Annotated in this window: 11 protein-coding genes; 3 read left to right on the top strand and 8 right to left on the bottom strand. The window is 56.9% G+C overall.

Features of this window, described 5'->3' with window-relative positions:
• The first annotated feature begins 75 nt into the window (after positions 1 to 75).
• Positions 76 to 2,619 (top strand): CHASE domain-containing protein, encoded by a 2,544-nt coding sequence (locus HNEAP_RS11075; RefSeq protein WP_012825068.1) that lies wholly within the window; start codon positions 76 to 78, stop codon positions 2,617 to 2,619.
• 269 nt (positions 2,620 to 2,888) lie between these two features.
• Here HNEAP_RS11075 and HNEAP_RS11080 read toward each other — a convergent pair whose 3' ends face one another.
• Together HNEAP_RS11080 and HNEAP_RS11085 are read right to left on the bottom strand one after the other, a co-directional pair.
• On the bottom strand, positions 2,889 to 3,452 hold the full coding sequence (locus HNEAP_RS11080) for a DUF2058 domain-containing protein (RefSeq protein ID WP_012825069.1): 564 nt from the start codon (positions 3,450 to 3,452) through the stop codon (positions 2,889 to 2,891).
• Between the two features lie 62 nt (positions 3,453 to 3,514).
• Positions 3,515 to 4,060, bottom strand: coding sequence for a DUF1415 domain-containing protein (locus HNEAP_RS11085; protein ID WP_012825070.1), 546 nt, complete (start codon positions 4,058 to 4,060; stop codon positions 3,515 to 3,517).
• Positions 4,061 to 4,227: 167 nt separating this feature from the next.
• Here HNEAP_RS11085 and HNEAP_RS11090 point away from each other — a divergent pair, with 167 nt between their 5' ends.
• Entirely contained in the window at positions 4,228 to 5,304 is a 1,077-nt protein-coding gene (locus tag HNEAP_RS11090) for a linear amide C-N hydrolase (protein WP_012825071.1), read from the top strand.
• A 131-nt stretch (positions 5,305 to 5,435) separates the two neighbouring features.
• Positions 5,436 to 5,834, top strand: coding sequence for a desulfoferrodoxin family protein (locus tag HNEAP_RS11095; protein WP_012825072.1), 399 nt, complete (start codon positions 5,436 to 5,438; stop codon positions 5,832 to 5,834).
• On the opposite strand, the gene cysZ is transcribed toward HNEAP_RS11095, so the two are convergent.
• From cysZ to ileS, 6 genes are read right to left on the bottom strand one after another with little or no spacing between them, the layout of a single operon-like run.
• Positions 5,824 to 6,549: a sulfate transporter CysZ gene (gene cysZ, locus HNEAP_RS11100; RefSeq protein WP_012825073.1), complete on the bottom strand. Its 726-nt coding sequence runs from the start codon at positions 6,547 to 6,549 to the stop codon at positions 5,824 to 5,826. The two genes, HNEAP_RS11095 and cysZ, sit on opposite strands and share 11 nt — an antisense overlap.
• Positions 6,550 to 6,571: 22 nt before the next feature.
• Positions 6,572 to 7,198, bottom strand: a complete 627-nt coding sequence (locus tag HNEAP_RS12390) for a thioredoxin domain-containing protein (protein WP_012825074.1) — start codon at positions 7,196 to 7,198, stop codon at positions 6,572 to 6,574.
• A 14-nt stretch (positions 7,199 to 7,212) separates the two neighbouring features.
• Positions 7,213 to 8,157, bottom strand: a complete 945-nt coding sequence (ispH, locus tag HNEAP_RS11110; RefSeq protein ID WP_012825075.1) for a 4-hydroxy-3-methylbut-2-enyl diphosphate reductase — start codon at positions 8,155 to 8,157, stop codon at positions 7,213 to 7,215.
• Complete coding sequence (locus HNEAP_RS11115; RefSeq protein WP_012825076.1) at positions 8,154 to 8,651, bottom strand: FKBP-type peptidyl-prolyl cis-trans isomerase; 498 nt, start codon at positions 8,649 to 8,651, stop codon at positions 8,154 to 8,156. The genes ispH and HNEAP_RS11115 overlap by 4 nt, the downstream gene beginning before the upstream one ends.
• Positions 8,648 to 9,217: a signal peptidase II gene (gene lspA, locus HNEAP_RS11120; protein ID WP_012825077.1), complete on the bottom strand. Its 570-nt coding sequence runs from the start codon at positions 9,215 to 9,217 to the stop codon at positions 8,648 to 8,650. Before lspA ends, HNEAP_RS11115 begins: the two co-directional genes overlap by 4 nt.
• Positions 9,214 to 12,030, bottom strand: a complete 2,817-nt coding sequence (gene ileS / locus HNEAP_RS11125) for an isoleucine--tRNA ligase (RefSeq protein ID WP_041600444.1) — start codon at positions 12,028 to 12,030, stop codon at positions 9,214 to 9,216. Before ileS ends, lspA begins: the two co-directional genes overlap by 4 nt.
• Between the last annotated feature and the right edge of the window lie 306 nt (positions 12,031 to 12,336).

Genomic DNA, 12,336 nt, shown 5'->3' on the forward strand with positions numbered 1-12,336 from the left:
AGACAAATCGCCAATTTACCTTGATACTTGTTCCATGCTCACTCCAGTTCAGACCGATGTACTGATTTCCAATCCATGAACCAAGCGCCCATCATTCCGTTCATCTCGCTCAAAAGTAAATGGCCTGTATTTTGGCCCTTATTCTGGCTGGTGGTCGCGTATGTCATAGGTGGCAAGTTGAGCACGCTGCTTGCCATCAATCCGGGTTATGCAGCACCTTTATTCTTACCGGCGGGTATCGCCATTGCTGCCGTGTTTCTCGGTGGCATACGCTTCTTGCCTGGGGTATTTATCGGTGCTGCGATCCTGAATGTCTGGATCGGTCTGGATGCATCGAATCCGGTGTATTGGCAGGTGGCGGTAAGCGCGTTTCTGATTGCGCTCGCCTCGACACTACAAGCCGGTGTCGGTGGGCTGGTTTTTCGCAGGCTCGCGGAGCGCAGCGACTTAACACAGGGAGCCTCACGATCATTCCTTCTAACCGTTTTGCAGCTGACGCCGCTGATTTGCCTTATCGGTTCGAGCGTGGCGGTGTCTGGCCTGTGGGCCATCGGCTCGATTGAGTCGACTTCGGTTCAAACCAACGGCTTCTACTGGTGGACGGGCGATATGCTCGGTGTGGTGGTGATGTTTCCGCTGGTGTTGACCACCCTCTCGGGCCCGCGCAAGCAATGGTCCAAGCGCGCATTCACCATCACCCTGCCGGTCTTGCTGGTGTTGGTCAGTGGTCTGGTGGGGCTGTATTTTATGCAGAATGCGGCCCTGAACAATGCGCAGTTAAGGCTTGCGGACGAGTTCGGCAAACAAAGCCAGAAGATCCGGCTGCGGATTGAACAGCGGTTGAACGCGTATGAGCAGGTGCTGCGCGGTTTGCGCGGGCTCGAAGCGGCTTCCAATTCACTGACCCGCCAGCAGTTCAATGCCTATGTGTCCGCGCTGGATCTTGGCCAGCACTATCCGGGTTTCCTGGCGGTGGGCTTCGCGCCTTGGGTCAGCCAGAGCAAAGCCGCCGGCCTAACGCAATCGATCCGCCAGAGCGGTTTTCCTACCTTCGAAATCCTTCCACCCGGCAGCCGTGCCCAATACGCACCCATCGTGTACCTTGAACCGTTTTCAGGTCGAAATCTGCGGGCCTTTGGCTATGACCTGTATACCGAACCCGTTCGGCGTGCAGCAATGGATCAGGCCCGTGATCTCAATCAGGTCGTCATGTCGGGCAAAGTTCGACTGGTGCAGGAAAATGGCCAGCAAGAGCAGTCCGGCGTTCTGCTGTTCTTGCCGGAATACCGCCACGGCAAGGTGCCGCAAACCATTAATGAGCGCCGTCTTCAGCTCGCCGGCTGGGTTTATGCGGCCTTTCGTATGAACGATCTGATGAACGGTTTGCTCGGCGATCAACAAGACGATTTCGGCCTTGCGATTTTTGATGGTACCACCCCGGCCGCCGAAAACCTTTTGTATCAGAGCGATACGGCCAAGCCCGCGGTAAACCAGGCCGCATTCGACTACACCCGAACGGTGGATATCGCCCATCGGAGCTGGACGATTCAAATTGTTTCGCTACCCGCCTTCGATCAACAGCTCAACACTCAAACAGTCGATCTGATTCGGTTTGGTGGGCTGGGCACCACCCTGCTGCTGGCGCTGATGGTCTGGCAATTGGCCAGCGGGCGCGAGCGAGCGGTCAAAATCGCACACAATATGACCCGCGAAATGAAGCAAAAACAACAGCAGTTGGTCGAAGCGCAACGAATCGCGCACATCGGTAGCTGGGAACGTGACCTGCGCACTGGGACGTTGGTCTGGTCGGACGAGCTGTACCGAATTCTGGCGCTTGATCCGCAAGCGGCGGGTTCCGTTCATACCCAATTGCTGCGCTGGGTGCACCCCGATGACCGCCGCATGGTGGCAGAAGCCTGCCAGCAGCTTGAGCAGGACGGCACGCCCTTTTTTCTCGAACACCGGCTGCTGCTTCCGGGCGACGTGATCAAATATGTGCGCCAATCCGGCGAGCAATTCACTGATGATGAAGGGGTTGCCTTAAAGATCATCGGCACGCTTCAGGACATCACCACTCAAAAACAGGCACAGGCCGCAGTCGAGCAGATGGCGCACTATGATGCCTTGACCCAACTACCCAACCGGGCGCTGTTTTTCGATCGCCTGCGCATGGTCTTGACCCAATCGAAGCGGAACAAAAGGCCACTGGCACTATTTTATATGGATCTCGATGGCTTCAAGCACGTGAATGATTCGCTCGGGCATCAAGCCGGTGATCTCCTCTTGATCGCCGTGGCGGACCGGCTCAGGCAAATCGTTCGGGCCTCCGATACGGTCGCGCGGCTCGGTGGGGACGAGTTCACGGTGATTCTGCCCGACCTGCGACAGCCAGAAGACGCGATCAAGGTCGCCGAAAACATCATTCAGTCGATTGAACAACCCTTCATGATTGAGGGGCGTATCGTGGAGATCGGCATCAGTATCGGCATCACGCATTGCGTTGAAAATCGCTTTAAGGAAGACGAACTGGTTCAACTGGCCGATCAAGCCATGTACGAGGCCAAACAGGCGGGGAAAAACACCTATCGTGTCCGGATTGGAGCGAATCGCCCCCATTGATTATCCCGGCAATTTTCCTGGTGAATTTCCTGGTGAATTTCCTGGTGAATTTCCTGGTGAATTTCCTGGTGAATTTCCTGGAGAATTTCCTGGAGGATTCCTCGGAGATACCGCTGGGAATCTCGAAAACCCATCATTCCCGCGTAGGCGGGAATCCAGCGCCTTGATTTTTCTGGGTTCCCGCCTACGCGGGAACGACGAATCACGGGTCTTTCGAGGTGCCCCGCTGAAATTCTCGTAGAGAATGCACAGCCCACAACCGGGCAGACTCACCACATCAGATCATCCGGCACATCGAATTGGGCGTAGTAATCCTTTTCTTCTTTTGAGAGCGCTGCTTCGGCTTGCGGCACTGCAATCAATACGTCGGGATCGCGCTGCTCGATCTTTTCCGCAGCAATGGCAGGAATCAGGGCATAGCCGCCATCAAACCGGGCAATGCGAACCTGTGCGCAACCCAATCGCTGATGCGTTTGGTGGTTTACGCCCAATGTTTTCACTGTGCCGTTATCGGCAAAATGATAGCGGACGGAACCCTCATAACCGCTTAAGCGGTTGGATTCGATGATCTGCCGCACTTCGGCCTGCATGGCCTTCTTCGCAAGCTGTTGTTGCCGTTCCAGATTCAGTTGCCGGGCTCGTTCGGCTTTTTCCTCGGCGGCTCTGGCCACTGGGTCATCGCTTGCGCTGGGCAAGGCTTCTTGGCTCTTTTGCGCTTTGCTCTGTTTGGTTTGCTGAAACTGGGCCTTGCCCTTGGCTTTTTTGGCTTGCTTTGCTTTTTGCTCGCTCACAAGGCCCGATTTTTTCAGTTGATCGAATAAGGACTCTGCCATCTCGTGTACTCGTGATTTCTGTTGGGTTCGTTCGCAGATCGGGGGCTTATCTACGGGCAATTTTACCGGCTAAAACAATCTTCCAGCAGCCGTCGCAATCGATCCGAACCCATCAGCTTTAGCTGCTCGATATTGCGCTCGGGGATGGATTCGGCGTCTGGGTAGTTCTCGATCGCCTCATCCAGGCTCGCTTCTCGCAATAGATGCAGTACAGGGTAAGGCGATTTATTGCTGTAGTTTTCGGCATCCTCAAGCTCGGTGCCGCCAAACTGGTAATCGGGGTGGAAGCTCGCGAGCTGAAACACGCCCTTGAGTTTTAATTGCGCCACGCGCTGATCGGCTCGACCCAGAAACTGGTTGAAATCGAAAAAATCCTGCAAAACCTGCGGAGTGATGAGCAAGGTGGTTTCAATACCTTCATCCGCGCTCAGCAAGGTCAGTTCGTTTTCCAGATCGACGAGCAGTTGCTCTTCATCCTGCGCCTGGCTCACGAAGAAGCGAACACGATCGCGGACGAGTTCGCGCTTGGCAAAGGGGCAGAGGTTGTAGCCGATGACGAGCTGCTCAACCCATTGACGGACAGGAGCGATATAAGGTTCGTGATTCAAACGGGGCCTGCATGATGATCGTAAAAGACCCACATGCTAACAGCCTTCCTCCAATCGGTTTTTTGAAAACCTAGGAATATGGCCAAAACACTTCGACCAATCGCACCACAGTCATTTTGAAAGAATATGCTGATAAGGTTTATAGATATTTTTTCAAGGAAGTCCGTATGAACAGAACAAAACGCGCAACCGCACTGGCCAGCATCATAGCGGGCACATTAACCCTGGGCATGATGGCGACCACGCCTGCCGATGCCTGCACCCGCATGGTCTACCACGGCCTGGATAATTTGGTGATGACCGGGCGCTCGATGGATTGGCGCGACCCCATTCCAGCGGATATGTGGATTTTCCCACGCGGCATGACGCACGATGGCGGTACGGGCCCCCGTTCCGTGCACTGGACATCCAAATACGGCAGCTTGTTGGTCACATCCTTCGGCATTGCGGCCAGCGACGGCATGAACGAAAAAGGGCTGGTTGCCAATCTGTTATGGCTGGCGGGCAGCGATTACCCCAAACCGGATAAGCTGGAACACACCCTGAGCATTGCCGCCTGGGCGCAGTATTTTCTTGATAACTTCGCGACCGTCGATGAAGCCGTTAAAGCCATGCAAAAGCAACCGCTGGGTGTTGTTTCGGACGTGATTCCCGGCACGGATCGCTTCACCACGCTGCATCTTTCGCTCTCCGATGCGAACGGTGACAGCGCTATTTTCGAATACATTGATGGCAAGCTCGTGATTCATCATGGTCGGCAATACCAAATCATGACGAACGACCCGAGTTACAACGAACAACTCGCGCGGCAGCAGTATTGGTCAGAAATTGGCGGCACCGCGTTTTTACCCGGCACGAACCGCTCCTCAGATCGCTTTGCCCGCGCCAGCTTTTACATTCACGCCATCCCCAAAACCGCCGATCCGGCTGAGGCCGCAGCCGCTGTGATGAGCGTGGTGCGCAATGTATCCGTACCGTTGGGCATCAGCACGCCCGGCCAGCCGCACATCTCCAACACGCGCTGGCGCGTAGTGGCCGATCAAAAAGACTTGCGCTATTTCTATGAATCCGCCCGTTCGCCCGACACGTTTTGGGTGGATCTGAAAGACGCCGACTTCAAAAAAGGCGCGCCGGTTTTGCGCTTGCCTCTGGCGCACGAGGAAGTTTACTCCGGCATGGCGCTCAAGTTTTTCAAGCCGGCCAAGCCGTTTCAGTTCTTAACCGTTGAAGGCATGGGGCAATAATCACGGTGATCGACGATGCCCGGCAAGCGCACAACGACGACCGACTGGTCGACCGAAAAATTAAATTCATTGGTGAATAATTGTCTATGCTCTTGATGGCTGTTTTTGGCCATCATTGACAGGAGCGCACCATGAATCGTCGTCACTTTATCAGCACCGCGACACTCGGCACCGCCGCATTGGCACTGGGCTCACAAGCCGCGCAAGCGGGTGAAGAGAATTATCAAAATGTGGTTTTCGATGCTCAAAACCCCGGCCACTGGAAAGCGGTAGAATCACTTCATGTGCCGGATACAGAAGTTAAAGACGGCAAACTGCATATCCATACCCCGCACCCGATGAGCGAGGCGCATTACATTGTCAGCCACACGGTCGTGCTAAAAGACGGCAAGTTCCTGGATCGCAAAACCTTCAACTGGAAAGACAAGCCCGCCTCGGTTCATACCCTGCCGGAAGGCTACAAGGGGCTCGTCAGAGTCACCAGCACCTGTAATCTGCATGATTTCTGGGTCAAGGAAATTAACGTTTAACCGGGTCATGGGTTAGCCGCGGACGCCGCTCCACCCACAATGCGGTCGCGCCGCATACACCAACCGGCAAGGCAAAAAAATTCAATACCGGCACCATCGTCATGCCGGTCATAGCCGTGCCGAATGCCAAACTCGTGGCTGGTATGGTTTTAAGCCAGCTTTTTTGTGCCTCGAATTCCAAAAGGTGGTTTCCTGCCGGGGCATCGACGTACTGGAGCGTCATCATCCAAGCGGAGAAGGCAAACCACAAAAACGGTGCGAGCAGGTTCAGCCCCGGCACGAAGGAAATCAGCAACAGCGGAATCGCGTAGGCCAGAAAATAGCGAAACTTGCGCCATTCGGCGGCCACGGTTTTCAGCGTGAGTTGCCATAGCGAGGTGTCGTCTTCTGGCGTGGGTTGGCCGGTTAGAAGCATTTCCAGCTTTTGCGCCAGCAGGGCATTGAACGGCGCGGCAATAAAATTGGCAATGATGGTGAAGCTGAAATAAGCCACCAGCATCAGGCCGATGAACAGCAACGGGATCAAAATCCAGTTGAGCCATTCGAGCCAGCCGGGCAGCAAGCCATCGAGCCATTGGTGGGCATAATGCACGCCGGCCCACATGCCCAGACCAAATAACACGATGTTGATGAGCAAAGGGATCAGCACGAACCGGCGAATGCCCGGTCGCCACATCAGGCTAAAGCCCTGCCATACATAGGAAAATCCGTTCATGCCCGTTGGGATCGCTCGTCATTCATGGAATGGGGTGTCCGCCACCGAACGGGCCAGGGGCGACATGAGCCAGCAGCTTGCGATAGAACTCGGCGGATTTGGTGCCGAACAGCATGAAGGGCTTGCCGTCGTCGCCCTGAAACACGATCAGAGGCATGCCGGGAATATGGTTGTTCTTCAAAATAGCGTAGTTCGCATCCAAGGCTTTCTGGGTGGCTGGCGAGATATCCTTGATCGGCTCGATGGCACCACCATCCCCTTGCGAGGAGAAGCCGTAACCTTCCTCCATACGGTGATACGCAGCCAGTGGATCGGCAGACTGTATGATGGCTGCCGCCTTGCCCGCAGAACTCGGCAGCAGCACACCCATCGGCACGTAGCGCATTTGGATGTCTTTATCTGCGGCCAGAATCGGCTTGATGCGCTCATAGGCTTCATTGCAATGCGGGCAGTTTGGGTCGAAGAAAAAATAGACGATTTTTTGACCGTCACCCTGCCCAATCCAAGTTGTCGTGGTTAGCTCGCTGGCAATAGCCACAGCAGTTGCACGGCTATCCGCCGCCTGCGTGGACGGCACAAGCATCATCGCGAGTAGCAATAAAAAAACCAGATGACGCAGTGGCAAATGATGGATAGTGCGACGAATCATGAGCGCCCCCGTGTTCAAGCCTTGGCCCGTAATGATTTAGGCAGTGCAAACACCATGTGTTCGATGATGTGCGGTGGTGTTTCGATCATTGTCGCATTGTGCTGCGTTTGAAGATGCGCCAGCACCTGCTGAACCAGAATTTCTGGTGCGGAAGCGCCCGCCGTCACCCCCACGCAGGCACAGTTTCCAAACCAGTCCTCGCTAATGTCTTCCACGCCATCAATCAAATAGGCCGCCTTGCCCGCCTGCTCGGCAATCTCACGCAGGCGATTGGAGTTGGAGCTGGTTTTGGAGCCGACGACAAGAATCACGTCGCAGGTTGCCGTCATTTCGCGCACGGCATCCTGGCGGTTTTGCGTGGCGTAGCAGATGTCGTCCTTCTTCGGCCCTTCGATCTCTGGGAAACGCTGACGCAATGCGGCAATGATCGTTTGGGTTTCATCGACCGAGAGCGTGGTTTGCGTGGAGTAGGCCAAGCCATTGGGGTTTTCGACATGCAGATTCGCCACGTCGTCGATGCGTTCGATCAGATGGATCTTGCCGCCGTGACGCGGATCGAAATGCCCCATCGTGCCCTCGACCTCCGGATGGCCTGCATGACCGATCAGCACCACGTCCCGCCCGAGTCGCGCGTGACGCTCAACTTCCAGATGCACCTTGGTGACCAGCGGACAAGTCGCGTCGAAAATACGCAAGCCGCGCACGGCGGCTTCGTCCTCAATCGCGCGGGATACGCCGTGTGCGGAGAAAATTAACGTGGCATCGTCCGGCACTTCGGTTAATTCTTCGATAAAAATCGCGCCTTTGCGCTTGAGGTTTTCAACGATATAGCGGTTATGCACAATCTCGTGGCGCACGAAAATCGGTGCGCCGAACAGATCCAGCGCGCGATCGACAATCTCGACGGCCCGATCGACCCCGGCACAGAATCCGCGCGGGTTGGCTAACAAGATGTTCATGCTTTAGCCTCCTGAACAGACTGCTGGGCTGGCGGCTCAACCGCCAGCACGTTGACGATGAACTGGATATTCATGCCCGCCAGCGGGTGATTGAAATCCACCAGCAGGGTTTCCTCGTTGATCGCGCACACGGTACCCGCCACGGTATCACCGTTCGGCAGGTCGAATTCGACCAGATCGTCGACGCTGAGCGCCAGATCATTCGGCACATCCGCACGAGGCAGCTCATGGACCATCTCGGGATCAGGCGAGCCAAAAGCGAATTCCGGCGTCAGCAGAATACGGGTGCGCTCCCCTTCCGGCAGACCAAGCAACGATTCTTCCAGACGGGGATCGAGACTGCCATCACCAACCACGAATTGCATCGGTTCGGACTCGAATGTCGAATCGACCACGCGATCGTCCGCAAGGCGAATTTCGTAGTGCAGAGTGACCAAGGCGCCACGTGCGATCACGGGCGCCGTGGCAGGCGATGGAGAGGACGAATCGGTCATACGGAAGAAGGCCCATTGCTCAGTTTGTCGGAGTTCGGTTTTTCGGGATTGGGGCGTAATTCGAACAGAATCAGCAGAACGACACCCACGACGATAGCGCTATCAGCCACATTGAAGGCGGGCCAGTGGTAGGCATGCCAGTGGAAATCCAGAAAATCCACCACGTAACCCAGCGTCAGGCGATCGATCAGGTTGCCGACCGCCCCACCGATGATCAGTGCAATCGCGACCTTGACCACGCCTACGCCAGGGCGCACCGCCACGCCCGGCAAGGCCCGCGGAATCCGTAGCAGCCAGGCCATCAATCCCAGCGCCACGATGAAGGCCAACACAGCGAAGCCCCAACGCTGCCAGCCATCGGCATTCGCCAGAAAGGAGAAGGCCGCGCCATGATTGTGCAACAGGGTGAGATTGAAGAACCCGGTGAGCTCCACCGGTGTGGCGTACTGCAGAAAATGGCTGGCGACCCACTTGGTACCGGCATCCAGGCCAACGACCAGCAGGGAAAGCCATAGCCAGTTGAGGTTTTGCCAATAGAACTGGCCGAGTTTTACCTGCATGTTCATGCCCAGACCCGCGCTTCGCCCGCGCCGTCGACGTTTTCGATGCAGCGTCCGCAGAGCGTCGGATGCGCGGCATGGCTGCCCACATCCGGCTGCAAATGCCAGCAGCGTTCGCACTTAGGCGCTTCGCTTGCGGCGATCTGCACGGCCATTTTTTCGCCGCTCGGCAAGGTCTCGACCGTGGCGGTAGTCGGTGCGTTCGCCAGCGGCAATACCTCCAGTTCGGAGACAATCAGCACAAATCGAAGCTCATCGCGGATGGGTTTGAGGAAGTCGGCCAGTGCGTCATCGACAAATAGCGTGACCTTCGCAGAAAGGTTGGCTTTGATGATCTTTTCGTTTCGAGCTGCTTCGGCGTAGCGATTGACCACATCGCGCAGATCGATCAACTTCGCCCAAAATGCGCGCTGTGTGTCATCGAGCACGGCCGCCAGGTCATCCGTATGCGTTGCCAGAAACACCGAAGGCGCGCGCGGCTCGGCCAACGCGGGCAGATGCGCCCACAGCTCATCGGCGGTGAATGAGGTGATGGGCGCCATCCAGCGGGTGAGCGCTTCGATCACGCGCCACATCACCGTTTGCGCCGAGCGGCGCATCGGCGCGTTTTTCTGGCCGGTGTAGATGCGATCCTTGACGATATCGAGGTAGAACGCGCCCAGCTCAATGGAGCAGAAATGATGCACCCGCGTCACGAGGCTGTGGAAGTCGTAGGTTTCGAAATCGGCCAGCACGGCTTGATGCAGCCCTGCGGCGTGATCGAGCAGCCAGGCATCCAGCGGCAGCAAGTCTTCGTTCGCCACGCAATCGGTGTTCGGGTCGAAATCGTTGATGTTCGCCAATAAATAACGCGCCGTGTTGCGGATGCGGCGATAGGCATCGCCCGCCCGTTGCAGAATCTCATCGGAGACGGTCATCTCGCCAGAGAAATCGGTCGAGGCCACCCACAGGCGCAGCACGTCCGCGCCCATCTTGTCGATGACCTTTTGCGGCGCGACCACGTTGCCGAGCGACTTGGACATCTTGCGACCCTGCGCATCGACCGTAAAACCATGGGTGAGCACACCGCGATACGGTGCCGCGCCCTTGAGCGCCACACCGGTCAGCAACGACGACTGGAACCAGCCGCGATGCTGATCCGAGCCTTCCAGATACAGATCGGCCGGCCAGGTCAGCTCCGGGCGGCGATCGAGCACGGTCGCGTGAGTAACGCCCGAATCGAACCACACATCCAGCGTGTCGGTGACTTTTTCATAGCGGTCGGCATCGGCACCAAGGATCTCTTTCGGGTCAAGCGAAAACCAAGCATCGATGCCAGTCTGCTCGATCCGGTCGGCCACGGCGCGCATCAAGCGTGGCGTTTCGGGATGCGGCTCGCCGGTTTGCTTGTCGACGAACAGCGCGATCGGCACGCCCCAAGTACGTTGACGTGAGATACACCAGTCCGGACGATTTTCGATCATGCCCGCAATCCGGGCTTCGCCCCACTCGGGCACGAAGCGGACGTTCTTGATCGCCGCCATGGCCTGCTCGCGCAGTTCGTTCTGTTCCATCGAGATGAACCACTGGCCGGTCGCGCGGAAAATCAGCGGCGTCTTGTGGCGCCAGCAGTGCGGATAACTGTGCGTGAAGCGACTGTGCGCCAGCAGTGCGCCGGATTCCTGAATGATTTCGAGGATTTTTGCGCCACCGTCCTTGAGGTTCAGACCACCGACCAACGGGGTGTTCGGCAGGAAGTGACCGCTGCCATCGACCGGGTTATCCACCGGCAGGCCATAACGCTGGCCGACCTTGAAGTCGTCCTCACCGTGCGCCGGTGCCGTATGCACCGCGCCCGTACCCGCATCGGTCGTCACGTGATCGCCCAGAATCAGCAGCACTTGCCGATTCAGGAACGGGTGCTGTAAATGCAGGCCTTCCAGCTCCGCGCCCGGTGTGGTGCCCAGTACGGTCCCTTCGAGCTTCATTCGCGCCAGTGCCGGTACACGCAGGTCTTCGGCCAGGATAATGCGGCGACCGTCGCTCAATTCGATCAGGGCGTAATCCAGTTCGGGATTGATCGCCACCGCCTGGTTGGCAGGCAGCGTCCAGGGCGTAGTCGTCCAGATGACAACCGAAACCGGTGCACTGCTGTCAATGCCGAAGGCACGATGCACGGCGGCGGAATCCACGGCCGCAAAGGCCACGTCGATCTGGTCGGATTTCTTGTCCTGATATTCGACCTCCGCTTCCGCCAGCGCCGAGCCGCAATCCACACACCAGTGCACCGGCTTCTCGCCCCGATGCAGATGGCCGTTCTCGATGATGCCCGCCAACGCACGCACGATATCCGCCTCGGTGGCAAAATCCATCGTTTTGTACGGATTGGCCCAGTCACCGATCACGCCCAGCCGGATAAAATCGGCCATCTGGCGGTCGATCTGGCTTTGCGCGTAAACGCGGCAGGCAGCACGGAATTCCTGCGCGGAAAGCTTGGCGCCCGGCTTGCCGTGTTCACGCTCGACCATCAATTCAATCGGCAGTCCATGACAATCCCAACCCGGCACATACGGCGCATCAAACCCTGCAAGCTGCTTGGACTTGACGATCATGTCCTTGAGCACCTTGTTCACGGCGTGACCGATATGAATATCGCCGTTGGCGTAGGGCGGTCCATCGTGCAGCACGAATTTGGGCCGACCGGCACTGACGGCGCGAATCGCGCGATACAATTCCAGTTGCTGCCACTTGGCCAAACGCTCGGGCTCGCGCTGCGGCAGGTTGCCGCGCATGGGGAAAGGGGTATCGGGCAGGTTAAGCGTTGATTTGTAATCAGTCACGGAAAGATCGCCGAATGAAAAAATGGAGAAAATGGACCTTATTGTAGCAAGAGTCGATCGACCTGCGGCGGTTTGTGGCAAGGCAGCGGCGGATTCAATTGACCCGCTTCGACACAAACCGGCGCTTGGGCGCCCCTGCACGAAGTCAGAATTCCTCGAGCACAGGTTGCGAACGGGTAAATCCCCCCAACCCCCTTTTTCAAAGGGGGGAGTCGGGCTTTTTCGAGATTGTGCGCATCCCCCTTTGCAAAAGGGGGAACGAGGGGGATTTGAGGGGTTATGTATTCGTGCTGAGGTTCCTTAGCA

The sequence above is a fragment of the Halothiobacillus neapolitanus c2 genome (assembly GCF_000024765.1).
GTDB lineage: Bacteria > Pseudomonadota > Gammaproteobacteria > Halothiobacillales > Halothiobacillaceae > Halothiobacillus > Halothiobacillus neapolitanus.

Coding starts and splice junctions, on each gene's coding strand:
- HNEAP_RS11075 (WP_012825068.1), top strand. CDS start 76: ATGAACCAAGCGCCCATCATTCCGTTCATCTCGCTCAAAAGTAAATGG.
- HNEAP_RS11080 (WP_012825069.1), bottom strand. CDS start 3,452: ATGGCAGAGTCCTTATTCGATCAACTGAAAAAATCGGGCCTTGTGAGC.
- HNEAP_RS11090 (WP_012825071.1), top strand. CDS start 4,228: ATGAACAGAACAAAACGCGCAACCGCACTGGCCAGCATCATAGCGGGC.
- HNEAP_RS11095 (WP_012825072.1), top strand. CDS start 5,436: ATGAATCGTCGTCACTTTATCAGCACCGCGACACTCGGCACCGCCGCA.
- cysZ (WP_012825073.1), bottom strand. CDS start 6,549: ATGAACGGATTTTCCTATGTATGGCAGGGCTTTAGCCTGATGTGGCGA.
- HNEAP_RS12390 (WP_012825074.1), bottom strand. CDS start 7,198: ATGATTCGTCGCACTATCCATCATTTGCCACTGCGTCATCTGGTTTTT.
- ispH (WP_012825075.1), bottom strand. CDS start 8,157: ATGAACATCTTGTTAGCCAACCCGCGCGGATTCTGTGCCGGGGTCGAT.
- HNEAP_RS11115 (WP_012825076.1), bottom strand. CDS start 8,651: ATGACCGATTCGTCCTCTCCATCGCCTGCCACGGCGCCCGTGATCGCA.
- lspA (WP_012825077.1), bottom strand. CDS start 9,217: ATGAACATGCAGGTAAAACTCGGCCAGTTCTATTGGCAAAACCTCAAC.